17 protein-coding genes are annotated in these 14,100 nt (G+C 63.6%); 3 read left to right on the top strand and 14 right to left on the bottom strand.

Going from position 1 to position 14,100, the window contains the following annotated elements:
* The first annotated feature begins 5 nt into the window (after positions 1-5).
* On the top strand, positions 6-602 hold the full coding sequence (locus AC0L2L_RS11935) for a DUF922 domain-containing protein (protein ID WP_473578532.1): 597 nt from the start codon (positions 6-8) through the stop codon (positions 600-602).
* 23 nt (positions 603-625) lie between these two features.
* Here the strand turns inward: AC0L2L_RS11935 and AC0L2L_RS11930 are convergent, their stop codons facing one another.
* The 6 genes from AC0L2L_RS11930 to AC0L2L_RS11905 form a co-directional block, all read right to left on the bottom strand.
* On the bottom strand, positions 626-1,636 hold the full coding sequence (locus AC0L2L_RS11930; protein ID WP_473578530.1) for an endonuclease/exonuclease/phosphatase family protein: 1,011 nt from the start codon (positions 1,634-1,636) through the stop codon (positions 626-628).
* Between the two features lie 286 nt (positions 1,637-1,922).
* Positions 1,923-3,380, bottom strand: a complete 1,458-nt coding sequence (locus AC0L2L_RS11925; RefSeq protein WP_473578877.1) for an AMP nucleosidase — start codon at positions 3,378-3,380, stop codon at positions 1,923-1,925.
* A 126-nt stretch (positions 3,381-3,506) separates the two neighbouring features.
* A complete protein-coding gene (locus tag AC0L2L_RS11920; RefSeq protein WP_473578528.1) occupies positions 3,507-3,701 on the bottom strand; it encodes a hypothetical protein in 195 nt (64 codons plus the stop codon).
* 65 nt (positions 3,702-3,766) lie between these two features.
* A complete protein-coding gene (locus tag AC0L2L_RS11915) occupies positions 3,767-3,901 on the bottom strand; it encodes a hypothetical protein (protein WP_473578527.1) in 135 nt (44 codons plus the stop codon).
* A 186-nt stretch (positions 3,902-4,087) separates the two neighbouring features.
* Positions 4,088-4,429, bottom strand: coding sequence for a DUF2147 domain-containing protein (locus AC0L2L_RS11910; protein WP_473578525.1), 342 nt, complete (start codon positions 4,427-4,429; stop codon positions 4,088-4,090).
* Positions 4,430-4,442: 13 nt separating this feature from the next.
* The gene (locus AC0L2L_RS11905) at positions 4,443-4,688 is read right to left on the bottom strand and encodes a hypothetical protein (protein WP_473578523.1); all 246 of its coding nucleotides are present in this window, start codon (positions 4,686-4,688) and stop codon (positions 4,443-4,445) included.
* A 178-nt stretch (positions 4,689-4,866) separates the two neighbouring features.
* On the opposite strand from AC0L2L_RS11905, the gene AC0L2L_RS11900 reads away from it, so the two are divergent.
* Together AC0L2L_RS11900 and AC0L2L_RS11895 are read left to right on the top strand one after the other, a co-directional pair.
* Positions 4,867-5,133 (top strand): sel1 repeat family protein, encoded by a 267-nt coding sequence (locus tag AC0L2L_RS11900; protein ID WP_027164869.1) that lies wholly within the window; start codon positions 4,867-4,869, stop codon positions 5,131-5,133.
* A 372-nt stretch (positions 5,134-5,505) separates the two neighbouring features.
* Positions 5,506-6,627, top strand: a complete 1,122-nt coding sequence (locus tag AC0L2L_RS11895; RefSeq protein ID WP_473578522.1) for an ABC transporter substrate-binding protein — start codon at positions 5,506-5,508, stop codon at positions 6,625-6,627.
* Positions 6,628-6,677: 50 nt separating this feature from the next.
* Here AC0L2L_RS11895 and AC0L2L_RS11890 read toward each other — a convergent pair whose 3' ends face one another.
* From AC0L2L_RS11890 to AC0L2L_RS11855, 8 genes are all read right to left on the bottom strand, one after another.
* The gene (locus tag AC0L2L_RS11890) at positions 6,678-8,642 is read right to left on the bottom strand and encodes an acetyl/propionyl/methylcrotonyl-CoA carboxylase subunit alpha (protein WP_473578520.1); all 1,965 of its coding nucleotides are present in this window, start codon (positions 8,640-8,642) and stop codon (positions 6,678-6,680) included.
* A 172-nt stretch (positions 8,643-8,814) separates the two neighbouring features.
* Positions 8,815-9,345, bottom strand: coding sequence for an O-acetyl-ADP-ribose deacetylase (locus AC0L2L_RS11885; protein ID WP_473578518.1), 531 nt, complete (start codon positions 9,343-9,345; stop codon positions 8,815-8,817).
* Positions 9,346-9,347: 2 nt separating this feature from the next.
* The gene (locus tag AC0L2L_RS11880; protein WP_473578516.1) at positions 9,348-10,955 is read right to left on the bottom strand and encodes a carboxyl transferase domain-containing protein; all 1,608 of its coding nucleotides are present in this window, start codon (positions 10,953-10,955) and stop codon (positions 9,348-9,350) included.
* The gene (locus tag AC0L2L_RS11875; RefSeq protein WP_473578514.1) at positions 10,955-11,323 is read right to left on the bottom strand and encodes a type II toxin-antitoxin system VapC family toxin; all 369 of its coding nucleotides are present in this window, start codon (positions 11,321-11,323) and stop codon (positions 10,955-10,957) included. Before AC0L2L_RS11875 ends, AC0L2L_RS11880 begins: the two co-directional genes overlap by 1 nt.
* Positions 11,324-11,334: 11 nt before the next feature.
* Positions 11,335-11,730 carry an AbrB/MazE/SpoVT family DNA-binding domain-containing protein gene (locus AC0L2L_RS11870; protein WP_473578512.1) on the bottom strand — a complete coding sequence of 132 codons (396 nt, stop codon included), beginning with the start codon at positions 11,728-11,730 and terminating at the stop codon, positions 11,335-11,337.
* Between the two features lie 84 nt (positions 11,731-11,814).
* Entirely contained in the window at positions 11,815-12,978 is a 1,164-nt protein-coding gene (locus tag AC0L2L_RS11865) for an isovaleryl-CoA dehydrogenase (RefSeq protein WP_473578511.1), read from the bottom strand.
* A 63-nt stretch (positions 12,979-13,041) separates the two neighbouring features.
* Positions 13,042-13,692, bottom strand: a complete 651-nt coding sequence (locus AC0L2L_RS11860) for a TetR/AcrR family transcriptional regulator (RefSeq protein WP_473578509.1) — start codon at positions 13,690-13,692, stop codon at positions 13,042-13,044.
* Between the two features lie 92 nt (positions 13,693-13,784).
* Positions 13,785-14,066, bottom strand: a complete 282-nt coding sequence (locus AC0L2L_RS11855; RefSeq protein WP_473578507.1) for an acylphosphatase — start codon at positions 14,064-14,066, stop codon at positions 13,785-13,787.
* Between the last annotated feature and the right edge of the window lie 34 nt (positions 14,067-14,100).

Raw genomic sequence — 14,100 nt, 5'->3', positions numbered from 1 at the left:
CGGATATGCGGCGGATCAGCCTGGCGATGTTAGCTGCTGCAGGCGTGCTCTTTTGCGGGGCCGCTGCCGCCGGCACCAAGCTGACCGTGCATGTGCGCAGCTACGACGTCGCCGGCAAGACCGGCGCGGAACTGATCGAGGCGATGGACGGCCTGGGGCCAAGGCACGGCCATGCCACGCGCGCCATCGCCGAGACGGGCTACGCCGTGCATTGGAAACTCGATGTGACGCGCGACAACGGCATCTGCCGGCTGCGCCAGGCCGACGGCACGATCGACCTGACCTACACCTTTCCGCGCCGCACGTCGCCGTCCGGCCCGGCCCTGCGCAAGCGCTGGGATCGTTTCCTGGCAGGCGTGCGCCAACATGAGCACACCCATGGCCGCATCGCCAAGCAGATGATGCGAGCGACCGACGCGGCGCTTGCCGGGCTCGAGCGGCAGGACAATTGGTTCTGCACCGGCCTTCGCTGGGAGGCCAGGCGCCGCATCGACACGATCTATGCCGACTACGAGGCCAGGCAGAACGCCTTCGACGCGCGCGAGCACCGCGACGGCGGCCATGTCGAGCAATTGGTCAATGCGTTGATAGGGAAGCCCTGAAGGCTGGGGCCCATTCGTCCTATTCAGCTTCGCGGTCTGTCCGGGGCATCGTTCGCCGCCAGCGCGGATCTGTGCGCGTCCTCGGGCAGCACGTCGGACCGCAGCGTGAATTCCACCAGCAACGGCAGATGGTCGGAGCCGGTATCCTCCAGCCGGGCCGCCCCCAGGATCGTCACCCCGCCCTTGCTGAACACCTGGTCGATCGGCAGGCCTGCATAGCGGCGCAGGAAGTCGGGCAGCGTGCGGTGGATCCAGGTCGGGCCGACCGACGGCAAGAGCGTCATACCGCTGAGCCGCGCCACCCGCCGCACCGCCGCGCTCCACGGCACGGCATTGCAGTCGCCGGCCATGATCGCGGTCTCGCCGAGCCCGGCCAGGGATTCGGCCAACTCGCCGATCTGCCAATGTTGCTCGTTCGGCCATGGCCAACTCAGATGGATTGCGGCGACGTCGACCGGAATGCCGCCGAAATCGATCGTGGCGGTCGCCATCGCCCCGCGCGGCTCGCAACGCGGCGCGGTACCAGCCGCGAAGGGCCGGCGCGACAGCAGCGCGACGCCGAATATGCCGTTGGGATAGTCGCAAAGGATGCGATAGGGGTAGGCGCTGGCAATATAGCCGAGCTCTTTCGCCCACATCCTGGACACTTCGTCGAGCGTGATGACGTCCGGATTGGTCCGGCCGATCAGCGACAGCACCTTCTTCGGCGTCGGGTTGTTGAAGCGCAAATTCATCTGCAGCAGGCTGTAGACGATCCGGTCGGCCGGCTTTGCGACGGCCTGTTGCGGCGACAATCCGGGCAGCGCGTTTATCGTCGTGGCGAAGCAGCCAATGGCGAAGACCAATGCCGCGACCGCCTGCAGCCGGTAGAAGGCGGCAAGCAGCAGTGACAGCGCGAGCAAGGCCGTCAGCACGCTCACATGCATGCGGAAATGCGAGAAGGAATCGAAAGCCGGATGCAGCGCGCCGAAGAACCCGGCCAGCAGCACGGCCGAGCATGCCATCATCGCCATGAATGTCAGCTGAGCCATCATGCCCAAGCGCGCGCCGCCCGTTGTCATCTGCTCCGACCGCCCGACATTTCCCCGTTTCACGGAGACGGCGAAATGCCCTGTCTCCTTGTTCTGACGCAATTTCGGACGGAAAACCGCTTCGCGCTTTTCCTGAAGTTGCTCCAGGCTATCCGTTCGGATCGCTTATCGGCCAAATTGCGGCCAAGCAAGACGACGGATTGCCTCGCCGGTCGCTTGCCGGCGCCTGAGAGCAACTCCAGGAAAAGTTTAAACGGTTTTCCGTCCGGAATTGCGTCAAACCAAAGCGCTATTGGAATGCCGTTTCGGAAAAGCTTCTGAGCTTGCGCGAATGCAGCCGCTCCATCGGCATTTCGGCGAGCTTCTCCATCGCCTTGATGCCGATGGTGAGGTGCTGCGCCACCTGCCGCTTATAGAACTCGGTCGCCATGCCGGGCAGCTTCAGTTCGCCATGCAGCGGCTTGTCGGAGACGCAAAGCAGCGTCCCGTAAGGCACGCGGAAGCGAAAGCCGTTGGCGGCGATGGTGGCCGATTCCATGTCGAGCGCGATGGCGCGCGACTGCGACAGCCGCTGCACTGGTCCGCGCTGGTCGCGCAGTTCCCAGTTGCGGTTGTCGATGGTGGCGACGGTGCCGGTGCGCATGATGCGCTTCAGGTCGTAGCCGGAAAGGCCGGTGACTTCGGCGACTGCTTCCTGCAGCGCCACCTGGATTTCGGCCAGCGGCGGGATCGGCACCCAGACCGGCAGGTCGTCGTCCAGCACATGGTCCTCGCGCACATAGGCATGCGCCAGCACATAGTCGCCCAGCGCCTGCGTGTTGCGCAGGCCTGCGCAGTGGCCGAGCATCACCCAGGCGTGCGGCCTCAGCACCGCGATATGGTCGGTGATCGTCTTGGCATTTGAAGGGCCGACACCGATATTGACCATGGTGATGCCGCCATGACCGCGCTTCTTCAAATGATAGGCCGGCATTTGCGGCAAGCGCTGCGGCGGCGTGCCTTCGGAAACCGTCGCCCCGTTCCCGGTCACGACATTGCCCGGTTCGACGAACTCGGTATAGCCGCTGTCGCCACTGGCCATCAATTCGCGGGCGCGGGCGACGAATTCGTCGATGTAGAACTGGTAGTTGGTGAACAGCACGAAGTTCTGGAAGTGATGCGGGCTGGTCGCCGTGTAATGCGTCATGCGGTGCAGCGAATAATCGATGCGCTGCGCGGTGAACGGCGCCAGCGGCCGCGGCTCGCCAAAGGCCACCTCGAAAGTTCCGTTGGCGATCTGGTCGTCGGTGCCGTCCAGATCCGGCACATCGAACAGGTCCCGGATCGGCCGCTTGATGCGCTCGGCGGCCGCGCCGTCGACATAGGTGCCTTCCAGGAAGGCGAAATGCAGCGGGATCGGCGTCGTCGATTCCGACACCGTGACTGTCACCCCGTGATTGCGCATGATGAGGCGAAGCTGCTCGATGAGATAGTTCTCGAACAGTTGCGGCTGGGTGATGGTGGTGGCGAAATTCCCAGGCGTCGGCATATGGCCATAGGCCTGGCGCGAGTCGACCTGGCTGAACGAGGTCGTGGTGACGCCGATCTGCGGATAGAAGGCCCGGTAGCGCTTGCTCTCGTCGCCGCCGGCGGCAAGTGCTGCGAAGGAATCGCGCAGGAATTTGGTATTGCGGTCGTAGAGCGTCTGCAGCGCCGCGACGGCCCTTTTGGCGTCGTTAAAGCTCTGCTTGCCGAAAGGCTCCGGCATGACGACCGATTCGATGGCTTGGGGGTAGATTCGCTTTTCCATGTCTCAATATAGAGACTCAGGAGAGCGCTTGGGAGGGGGAGACGGGCTCGAAGAGGCGCGAGTCGTCGTTTTTCTGGCGCCGTGTTATCCGCGCTGCAGGCTGATCAGCAACACGAAGCCTAGGCTGGTGTTCCTGTGCGGCGGCGCCTCGATCCTGTTGCCAGTGTCGGCGCGCATCATCGGCACGGCCAGCACGGGGACGGCGAGCAGCATCAGGATGAGCATCGCCCGCGGCAGCAGCCGGAGGATCTTGGTTGCGTTGTCGGCGATGCGATTCATTTTGGTGGTGCCCCGTTTCCAGCTTGGTCGATTTTCAGTTTGGTCGTTTCAGCGCTTGAATTGGTTCATGAAGCCGAGAACACAGGCGCCGGCCGTTCCCACGAGCGGGCGGGGTGGCCGGCCTCCGCCACCAGGATGGCGAAGAGCATGCCGAACAGGCACATCAGCAGGCAGACGATGGTGAAGCGACGGGCAAGCATTTCTCTCTCCTTCAATGCGGGAGAAAATGCCGGAATGCCTCTGAACCGGTTCTGAGACCGGTATTCATCTGCGGTTCAAATTGATTGACGAGGTCTTCAACACACGCCGATGGCCCGGCGGAGCGCTGCCGCTGCAAACGAAAACGGGGCCGCTCGGGCCCCGTTTCGGATAGTCTGGAATTGCGATCAGAGCTTGTGCCAGGTCTGGCTTTTGCAGATCAGGCCGCCGAGCACGCAGCCGCTCATCTTGAGCGAGGTGCCCGACAGCGTCGCCTTGCCGGAATAGGTCTTGTCATTTGCCGGGTCGGTGATGCTGCCGGCGTACTTGTTGTCGCCGGCCGCTTTCAGTGAGCCGATAGTCTTGCCGGCATATTTGCCGCTCTTGAGCGTGATCGAGAAAGAATCGCTGCCGCCGATCGCCGCGGTGTCGCCGGCCTGGGTCTTCCAATTGCCTTCGATCGGGTCGGCCCATGCAGCGCCCGCCATGATCAAGGTGGCCGCCAGGGCCAAGCTCATCTTTCGAAACATCTTGTCCACCTCCCTATGGGGTTGCGGCGGGCTCCGGTCCGCCTTCCTGCCCCTTACGCAAAGGTAAAGCTAATCCAGCTCCCGCCAAAACAAAAGCGGTGCCGCCACGGAAGGTCGCATGGATTTTCGCGCTCGCCATTGTCCGGAATGAACGAAGTTCGAAAAATGCTTCGGTTTCCGTGGTTAGCGAAGTCTTGATTCCGGTCTCGGCAATTTTCATCGAATTTGATGCAAAATGGCGCAAACGCTGGATTCCCATGCTTAACGAATTTTGGCGTTTACCTCTTGTTTTAGCTTTGTTTTCCTCAAATTAAGCACGCCATTTAACGACGGATTCAAGGCCAGCCGTCATCCTCGAAAGCATCGAAAGAGCGGCCCACCCCAAGGGACACCAAGGGAAAAGGAGGCAGCTCTCGGGAGCCAGACAGGGGATTGAAATGGCACGTTTTGAAATGCTTGAAGACGGCTTCGGCGCCATGGGGGCAACTGCCCAGGCCGACATTCTTTTCGAACTGGGCATGATGTATGCGACCGGCCGCGATTGCGAGACCGACGTCGTTGCCGCCCACAAATGGTTCAACATCGCCGCCATCAAGGGCTCGGCCCGCGCCGCCGAACTGCGCTCGGAACTGTCGGCCACCATGTCGAAAGTTGAGATCGCCACGGCGCTGCGCGAAGCCCGCGAATGGATGACGATGCACTGATCTTGAGCGTGCAACGCTCAGACGTCCATTAGGACAAGGCCGCGAAAAGACGGCCGGCTCAAAAAACCAAGAACGCGGCAGGCCAACGGGTCAAAGTCGCGCTACAAAAACAGGGAAGCGAGCGGGTTTTAGGCGCGGGGGCGTCTAGGAAACTCGACTGCAAAAGCCGCGACTGACCGAAACAAGGTCGGCGCGGCTTTTTGCATTACGCACGGTAATCACGCGGCGTGTGGCCCAAGAAATCCTCACCGGAATGAACCAAAACCTTCCGCATTGTCCTCTCGACAGTTTCAGCGAAGGGTGAAATTGTCCCGGCTCTGTGGAAGAAGCGCGGCCAGGTCGCCGCGCGCAAGTGGAGGAGTTCTTATAGTCATGAAAAAATTGGGTATTTTGAGCGCGGCCGCACTTGGCCTGATGTTGAGTGCCCCGGTTGCCTTCGCCGACGACATCACCATTTCGGTGGTCGGCCCGATGACCGGCCAGCTCGCCACCATCGGTGACCAGTTCAAGCAGGGCGCGCAGGCCGCCGCCGACGCCATCAACGCGGCCGGCGGTGTCAACGGCTCCCAGGTCAAGCTCGACATCGAGGACGACCAGTGCGACCCGAAGCAGGCTGTCTCGGTGGCCAACCGCATCGTCGCCAACGGCGTCAAGTTCGTCGACGGCCATGCCTGCTCGGGCTCGAGCATTCCGGCCTCGGCCGTCTATGCCGAGGCCGGCACGCTGATGATGAGCCCGGCCTCGTCCAACCCGGTGCTGACCGACGCCGCCGCCAAATCCGGCTGGCCGACCATCATGCGTCTCTACACGCGTGACGACGCGCAGGGCGCTTTCATCGGCCCGTGGATCGCCAAGAAATACGCCGGCAAGAACGTCGTCGTTCTGCACGACAAGAGCGCCTACGGCCAGGGCGTTGCCGATGCCGTGAAGGCGACCATGAATGCCGGCGGCCTCAAGGAGGTCGACTATGAAGGCATCAATGCCGGCGAGAAGGACTATTCGGCCCTCGTCACCAAGCTGAAGGAACTGAAGGCCGACGTCGTCTATTTCGGCGGCTACCATCCGGAGGCCGGCTTGATCCTGCGCCAGGCGGCTGAGCAGAACGTCAAGTTCCAGCTGATCATGCCGGACTCGATCGCCTCGCCGGAATTCTGGCAGGTCGCCGGCCCGGCCGGTGAAGGCACCTTGTTCGTCTTCCCGTCGGATCCGCAGTCGAAGCCCGAAGCGAAGGATGCGGTCGCCAAGATCAAGGCCGGCGGCTTCACGCCGGAAGGCTTCACGCTGTTTTCCTATGCCGTGATCCAGGCGGTCGCCGAAGGCGTCAAGCGCGCCGGCACGGATGATCCGGCCAAGGTTGCCGAGGCGCTGAAGAACGGCAAGCCGTTCAGCACCGTGGTCGGCGACGTCACCTTCGACGAGAAGGGCGACCTGAAGAACGCCAGCTACGACATCAACCAGTGGCATGACGGCAAATACGCGCCGATCCAGCAGTAATCGGTCCTGAAATCGAGGAAATGGCCGGGCTCGTCCCGGCCATTTTTCTTTCAGACCTGCCCGTCCTCGACAAAGCGCACCAGCACCGTGCCATCGCTGACCTGCGCGCCTTCTGTCGCGATCTCGGCGATCACCCCGTCATGCGGGGCGGCGATCATGTGCTCCATCTTCATCGCCTCGAGGATCAAAAGCGGCTGGCCCTTGATCACGGCATCGCCCGCCGCGGCGCGCACCAGCTTGACCAGCCCCGGCATCGGGGCGCGCAGGCTGCCCGAGGCGGCTCCTGCCTCGTCCGCCCTGGCCAGCGGATCAGGCACCGTGAACGTGTAGCCCACCGCGCCTTCGAAGACGGTGACGTGACCGGGCCAGCGTGCCGTGTGCGGCATGGTCCTCAGGTCGTGCGTGTTCACCGCGTCATGCGGCGCCTCCAGCGCCACCTGGAAGCGGCCGTCCGGCCGCGCCGAAACCCGCGCCAGGATGTTCTCCTCGCCATGGCGCAGCCGGATGCGGCGCGACAGTGTGTGGAAATGCGCATACCCTGAAAGCGCGGACCACGGATCGGCGGCCGGACCGGGCGCGCCGGCATCCGTCGCGGCCAGTGCCGCCGCGGCGATTATCTCATCGCTCGGTGCGGGAATGGCTGTGAGCGCCTCCTGATGCCTGCCGATCAGCCCGGTATCGACATTGCCTGCCGCGAAATCGGCGTCGGTCGCGAGCGCCGCCAGGAAGGCGGTGTTGACGGTCGAGCCGGCCACTTCCGTCCGCGCCAGCGTCTCGCGCAGCGCGCCGAGCGCGGCAGCACGGTCCTTGCCGTGCACCACCAGCTTGGCGATCATCGGATCATAGAAGGGCGAGATCGCATCGCCGGCACGCACGCCGGCCTCGATGCGCATAGCAGCGTCGTCCGGCGCCGCGCCGGCGAATTTGAGATGATGCAGCGTGCCGGTCGCTGGCAAAAACCCTTTCGCGGCGTCCTCGGCATAGAGGCGCGCCTCGAAGGCGTGGCCTGACAGAGTGATTTCATCTTGCGTCTTCGGCAGCTTTTCGCCGGACGCCACGTGAAGCTGCCATTCGACGAGGTCGACGCCGGTGACCATCTCAGTGACCGGGTGCTCGACCTGCAGCCGCGTGTTCATTTCCATGAACCAGAAGCGGTCGGCCTTGAGCCCCTGGGAGGCGTCGACGATGAATTCGATCGTGCCGGCGCCGCAATAGTTGATCGCCTTGGCGGCCGTCACCGCGGCGTCCGTCATCGCCTTGCGCAGCGCGGGCGTCATGCCGGGGGCAGGGGCCTCCTCGATCACCTTCTGGTGGCGGCGCTGCGCCGAGCAATCGCGTTCGTAGAGATGCACCGCATTGCCGAAATTGTCGCCGAACACCTGGACTTCGATATGCCGCGGCTTGTCGACATATTTTTCCACCAGCACGCGGTCGTCGCCGAACGCGGCTTTCGCTTCGCGCCGTGCCCCTGACAGCGCTTCCGAGAAATCGTCGGGGTGGTCGACGCGCCGCATGCCCTTGCCGCCGCCGCCGGCCCGCGCCTTGATCAGCACCGGATAGCCGATCTCGCGCGCCTTGGACGCGAGCAGCACGATCTCCTGCGCCTCGCCGTGATAGCCCGGCACCACAGGCACGCCGGCGTTTTCCATCAGCCGCTTGGCGGCGTCCTTCAATCCCATGGCGCGGATCGAGGCGGCGGATGGGCCGATAAAGACGAGGCCTGCCGCCGTCACCAGGTCGACGAAGTCGGGGTTCTCCGACAGGAAGCCGTAGCCGGGATGGATTGCCTCGGCGCCGGTTGCGAGTGCCGCGGCAACGATCCTGTCGCCGCGCAGATAGCTTTCCCCGACCGGAGAGGGGCCGATATGCACCGCCTCGTCGGCCATCTCGACATGCAGGGCGCGGGCATCGGCATCCGAATAGACGGCCACCGTGCGCACGCCGAGCTTGCGGGCGGTGCGGATGACGCGGCAGGCGATCTCGCCGCGATTGGCGATCAGGATCTTGCCGAACATGGAGCCTCCGCAACCGGAACTTGCCTCGTGCGCCGGCGATCCTTCGCGCCCCCCTCTGTCCTGCCAGCTTCTCCGGGCAAGCGTTCTTCCAACGTGATGGACCTCCCCCTTACCAAGGGAGTGCTCTAACGGGAGCGAGGTTGTCTCTTGAACAAGATTTTGGCCCATAAGTTCAGCCTCCCCCGATGCCAGCAACGGCTTGCCGGTAGAACTCGGCCGTCTGGTCGTCGAAACAGCAGAAGGTAATAACCTCCGGCACTGTATTTTGCCGCAGGAAGTCGCTTACGACAGCGACGGCGATCCCGGTCGCTTCGTCTTTCGGAAAGCGGTAGATGCCGGTCGAGATCGCCGGGAAGGCGATCGTGCGGCAATCATGCGCGCGGGCGATTTCGAGCGAGCGCCGGTAGCAGGAGGCAAGCAGCTCGGCTTCGCCCTTGCCGCCGCCCTGCCAGACCGGCCCGACCGTGTGGATGACATAGCGCGCCGGCAGCCGGTAGCCTTTGGTCAGCTTGGCGTCGCCGGTCTTGCAGCCGTTAAGCGTGCGGCATTCGGCAACCAGTTCCGGGCCGGCCGCACGATGGATGGCGCCGTCGACGCCGCCGCCACCGAGCAGCGAGGAATTGGCGGCATTGACGATGGCGTCGACCGCGAGCTTGGTTATGTCGCCGGTATGAATGCGGATCCTGTCACTGACGCCGCTCATCGTCACATCCTGAACACGCCGAATTTCGTTTCCTCGATGCCGGCATTGAGCGCCGCCGAGAGGCTGAGCGCCAGCACCTCGCGCGTCCTGGCCGGATCGATGATGCCGTCGTCCCATAGCCTTGCCGAGGAATAGAGCGGATGGCCCTCATGCTCGTATTTCATCAGGATGGGTTTCCTGAATTTCGCTTCCTCGTCGGCGCTCCACGCACCGCCCTTGCGCTCGATGCCTTCGCGCTTGACCATGGCGAGCACGGTCGCCGCCTGCTCGCCGCCCATCACTGAGATGCGCGCGTTCGGCCACATCCACAGGAAGCGGGGCGAATAGGCGCGGCCGCACATGCCGTAATTGCCGGCGCCGAACGAGCCGCCGATGATGACTGTGAGCTTCGGCACGCGTGCCGTGGCGACCGCCATCACCAGCTTGGCGCCGTCCTTGGCGATGCCGCCGGCCTCGTATTTTCGCCCGACCATGAAGCCGGTGATGTTCTGCAGGAAGATCAGCGGAATGCCGCGCTGGCAGCAGAGCTCGATGAAATGCGCGCCCTTCAGCGCGCTTTCGGAGAACAAGACGCCATTGTTGCCGATGATGCCGACCGGCATGCCGTGCAGATGGGCAAAGCCGGTGACCAAGGTCGTACCGTAATTCTGCTTGAACTCGTCGAACTCCGAACCGTCGACGAGGCGGGCGATCACCTCGCGCACGTCATAGGGCTGGCGCAAATCCGTCGGCACGACGCCGTAGAGCTCGTTCGGATCGTGAAGCGGCGGTGCAGATTTCTGCAGATTGAGGCTTACCGCCTTGTTCCGATTCAAGTTCTTGACGATACGCCGGCAAATGGCCAGGGCGTGCTCGTCATCCATGGCGTAGTGGTCGGCGACGCCGGAAAGCCTGGTGTGGACATCGGCGCCACCGAGCTCCTCGGCGCTGACATCCTCGCCGGTGGCGGCTTTCACCAGCGGCGGGCCGCCAAGGAAGATGGTCGCCTGGTTGCGCACCATGATCGTCTCGTCCGACATCGCCGGCACATAGGCGCCTCCCGCCGTGCAGGAACCCATGACGCAGGCGATCTGCGGGATGCCGGCCGCCGACATGTTGGCCTGGTTGTAGAAGATGCGGCCGAAATGCTCGCGGTCAGGAAACACCTCGTCCTGGTTGGGCAGATTGGCGCCGCCGCTGTCGACCAGGTAGACGCAAGGAAGGTTGTTCTGCAGCGCGATCTCCTGCGCGCGCAGATGCTTTTTCACAGTCAGCGGATAATAGGTGCCGCCCTTCACCGTGGCGTCGTTGACGACGACCATAACCTCCGCGCCCTCGACGCGACCGATGCCGGTGATGATGCCGGCCGCGGGAATGTCCTCGCCATACATCGACCATGCCGCGAACTGGCCGACCTCGAGGAACGGCGAGCCGGTGTCGAGCAATTGCGCCAACCTTTCGCGTGGCAACAGCTTGCCTCGCCCTTGGTGGCGCTCGCGCGCTTCGTCGGAGCCGCCCCGCTCGACGCTTGCCGCCTTCTCGGAAATGTCCGCCACCAGCGCCCGCATGCGCTCGGCATTGGCGCGGAAGGCATCGGAAGCAGGAGAGATCTGAGAGGCGAGGGCGGGCATTACCGGATCACTTCGATCTTGCAGCCGATATCCAGGTCGCCCCAGTCACGGTCGGCGGTTACGGCGATGGCATTTTCGTGAATTGCCAGTGCGAGGCAGGCCCGGTCGCCCAGCGACAGGCCGCGATGCCGCGTCAATTCGCGCAACTGTCCGGCGGCGATGCCCATCGCTTCGTCAAAGGCGGTAACCGGCATGCCGAGGCTGGCAAGGTCGTTTGCGGCTTCCTCCATGCTGCGTCCCCGGTCTATCAGCTTGGCGATGACTTCGGCCGCATTTACGGAGCTGCATTGCGCCTCCGGTGCGAATCCCAGGGCGATATCGATGCCCTTCTCGTTGAGCAGGATCGCAAGCGCCGCCGAACTGTCCATGACGTAGGGTTTCATTTCGCCCTCTTTGTCGCCGCGGTCCCCTCGGCGTGAAGTCGGTCCAGCCGCGTGTCGCTTCGAAGCTGTTCCTCCCGCCGCTCCTTGAGAAATTCGTCGACGACGCTTTCGCCCGGCTTTTTCAGTGCCGACAATTCGGCCTGGACACGCTTCAGATTCTGAAGCCACGACCTTACTCTGAGCTCGCCATTCTCGACATGAAGGATCAGATCCTCGCCAGGTTTCACGCCCATCTCCTCACGCATCGCGGCGGGGATGACGAAGCGTCCGCCCTCGCCGAGTTTGACACGCTCGCGCCTTGCCGGAATGCGCAGCGGCGTTTTCCGGGCATCGGCATCGAATTGCGCCTGCGGATTTTCGTCAAACCCAGCCTTTCTCGGTCTATTCGCCATGCTTATGCCCTGTTCTCGAATATATGACACATTTTAAAAATATGTCATATATAGCTTTTCATGGCAAGAAGTCGCAAGGCGCCATTATCGACGCTCCGCCATGATCTCGCGCCCGATCAGCCAGCGGCGGATCTCGCTGGTGCCGGCGCCGATCTCGTAGAGCTTGGCGTCACGCAGCAGCCTACCGGTGGGATAGTCGTTGATATAGCCATTGCCGCCGAGCAGTTGCAGCGCGTCGAGCGCCATCTGCGTCGCCTTCTCGGCCGCGAACAGCACACAGCCGGCGGCGTCCTTGCGGGCGGTCTCGCCGCGGTCGCAGGCGGCGGCCACGGCATAGACATACGCCCGCGCGGCGTTCATCGTCGCATACATGTCGGCAAGCTTGCCCTGCACGAGCTGGAACGTGCCGATCGGCTGGCCGAACTGCTTGCGCTCGTGGACATAAGGCACGGCGACGTCGAGGCAGGCGGCCATCAGCCCGATCGGCCCGCCGGAAAGCACTGTGCGCTCATAGTCGAGCCCGGACATCAGCACCTCGACGCCGCGCCCTTCCTCATGCAGCACGTTCTCGAACGGCACCTCGACATTCTCGAACACCAGTTCGCCGGTGTTGGAGCCGCGCATGCCCAGCTTGTCCAGTTTCTGCGCCACCGAAAACCCGGCCATCTCCTTTTCCACGATGAAGGCGGTGATGCCGCGCGAATGACGCTCCGGATCGGTTTTGGCGTACACCACGAGCGTCCCGGCATCGGGACCGTTGGTGATCCACATCTTGGAGCCGTTGAGCACATAGCGGTCGTTGCGCTTTTCGGCGCGAAGCCGCAGCGACACGACGTCCGAGCCGGCGCCGGTCTCCGACATCGCCAGCGCGCCGACCGTTTCGCCCGAGCAAAGGGCCGGGAGATATTTCTCCTTCTGCGCCGCAGTAGCCCAGCGGTTGATCTGGTTGACGCAAAGGTTGGAGTGCGCGCCGTAGGAGAGGCCGACCGAGGCCGAGGCGCGCGAAATCTCCTCCATCGCCACGACATGCGCGAGATAACCCATGCCGGTTCCGCCGAAATCCGGATCGGCGGTGATGCCAAGCAGGCCGAGCGCGCCGAGCTCGCCCCAAAGATACGCCGGAAACTCGTTGGAGCGATCGATCTCCGCGGCGATCGGCGCAATCCGGTCCTGGGCGAAGCGCCGCACGGTGTCGCGCAGCGCCTCGATATCGGCATCAAGCCCGAAGTTCAGCGTGTTCGTGTACATGGCGTTCCTCCCTGCGCATGACCCGAAATCGACTTCGATTTTCGGAGCGGATCATGCGCGAAATCAAAGTGCTACGGCGTCCTTTGCGCGTTCGAATGGGCGCGCGCCGCTGTAGGCGTCGATCTTCGCGCCGACGAGCCGCATTGTCATCGAAAGATATGTCGTGGTGACTTCGGCGACCGACAGCCGCTCGCCGGGCCGGAACCAGACGATGACGCCGGTCATCATCTGGATCAGCGCCATGGCGGTGAGCCCGGTGTCGTCTATCTCGAAGCGGCCGGCCTCGGCGCCGTCGCGCAGGATCATGCGCAATTCCTTCTCATAGGCCGCGCGCATCTTGAGGATCTGCGTCAGCCGCTCATGCGAGAGACTGCGCAGTTCCATGTTGGAGACATGGGTGGCGTGACGCCGCTCGATATGGAAAGCGATGTGGTTCTCGACATAGGCGGCGAGCCGGGTCACTGGATCAGCCGCGACCGGCCGCGCCGTGCTCCAGGCCTCGATCAGGCCTTCCATATGCTCGCGCATCAGCGTGAACAGAAGGTCTTCCTTGGTCGGGAAATAGCGATAGAGCGCGGCTGCCTGCACACGGACCTCCGCCGCCAGCTGCCGCATCGACATCGCCTCGTAGCCGAGGCGTGCGATCAGGCTGACCGCCGCCTCGCGGACGGCAGCTTCAGTCTTTTCCCCGTCGGAGCCTGTTGTCCGTGCCATGTGCGCCTCAATGCCAAGGCATTAATAAAACGAACGTTCAATTAATTCAAGTGCTGCCGCCCTGACGCGTCGTTGGAAGGACCTGGGTCGATCTAAACGATGATCCTGAAGTCCACGGGCGCGTCGTCCGTTGCTTCCTCGACCGCGACCTCCGAGACCAGCGCGCCTCGCGGTCCTTGCCACAGGCGTTCGATCATCGCCGTGACCGCGGCTCCGGCGCCGGCAATCAGCACGGTGACCGAGCCGTCGCGCTCGTTGCGCACCCAACCCGTCAGCCCAAGACGCATGGCTTCGCCGCGCGTCCATACGCGATAGCTCACGCCCTGCACCATACCGGAAACGCGCGCCCGAACGGCTCTTTGCTCACCTTGCATCGTCCGCTCCAGAACCTTTCCCATAAATCTGGAG

This window comes from Mesorhizobium sp. WSM4832 (genome assembly GCF_055811115.1).
This window is presented reverse-complemented; position numbering and strand designations above follow the sequence as displayed.

Excerpts from the sequence above, each read along its gene's own strand:
- AC0L2L_RS11885 (WP_473578518.1), bottom strand. The coding sequence starts at position 9,345 with ATGAGCGGCGTCAGTGACAGGATCCGCATTCATACCGGCGACATAACC.
- AC0L2L_RS11895 (WP_473578522.1), top strand. The coding sequence starts at position 5,506 with ATGAAAAAATTGGGTATTTTGAGCGCGGCCGCACTTGGCCTGATGTTG.
- AC0L2L_RS11925 (WP_473578877.1), bottom strand. The coding sequence starts at position 3,380 with ATGCCGGAGCCTTTCGGCAAGCAGAGCTTTAACGACGCCAAAAGGGCC.
- AC0L2L_RS11880 (WP_473578516.1), bottom strand. The coding sequence starts at position 10,955 with ATGCCCGCCCTCGCCTCTCAGATCTCTCCTGCTTCCGATGCCTTCCGC.
- AC0L2L_RS11875 (WP_473578514.1), bottom strand. The coding sequence starts at position 11,323 with ATGGACAGTTCGGCGGCGCTTGCGATCCTGCTCAACGAGAAGGGCATC.
- AC0L2L_RS11935 (WP_473578532.1), top strand. The coding sequence starts at position 6 with ATGCGGCGGATCAGCCTGGCGATGTTAGCTGCTGCAGGCGTGCTCTTT.
- AC0L2L_RS11855 (WP_473578507.1), bottom strand. The coding sequence starts at position 14,066 with ATGCAAGGTGAGCAAAGAGCCGTTCGGGCGCGCGTTTCCGGTATGGTG.
- AC0L2L_RS11870 (WP_473578512.1), bottom strand. The coding sequence starts at position 11,730 with ATGGCGAATAGACCGAGAAAGGCTGGGTTTGACGAAAATCCGCAGGCG.
- AC0L2L_RS11910 (WP_473578525.1), bottom strand. The coding sequence starts at position 4,429 with ATGTTTCGAAAGATGAGCTTGGCCCTGGCGGCCACCTTGATCATGGCG.
- AC0L2L_RS11860 (WP_473578509.1), bottom strand. The coding sequence starts at position 13,692 with ATGGCACGGACAACAGGCTCCGACGGGGAAAAGACTGAAGCTGCCGTC.
- AC0L2L_RS11890 (WP_473578520.1), bottom strand. The coding sequence starts at position 8,642 with ATGTTCGGCAAGATCCTGATCGCCAATCGCGGCGAGATCGCCTGCCGC.
- AC0L2L_RS11905 (WP_473578523.1), bottom strand. The coding sequence starts at position 4,688 with ATGGGAATCCAGCGTTTGCGCCATTTTGCATCAAATTCGATGAAAATT.
- AC0L2L_RS11915 (WP_473578527.1), bottom strand. The coding sequence starts at position 3,901 with ATGCTTGCCCGTCGCTTCACCATCGTCTGCCTGCTGATGTGCCTGTTC.
- AC0L2L_RS11920 (WP_473578528.1), bottom strand. The coding sequence starts at position 3,701 with ATGAATCGCATCGCCGACAACGCAACCAAGATCCTCCGGCTGCTGCCG.
- AC0L2L_RS11930 (WP_473578530.1), bottom strand. The coding sequence starts at position 1,636 with ATGATGGCTCAGCTGACATTCATGGCGATGATGGCATGCTCGGCCGTG.
- AC0L2L_RS11865 (WP_473578511.1), bottom strand. The coding sequence starts at position 12,978 with ATGTACACGAACACGCTGAACTTCGGGCTTGATGCCGATATCGAGGCG.
- AC0L2L_RS11900 (WP_027164869.1), top strand. The coding sequence starts at position 4,867 with ATGGCACGTTTTGAAATGCTTGAAGACGGCTTCGGCGCCATGGGGGCA.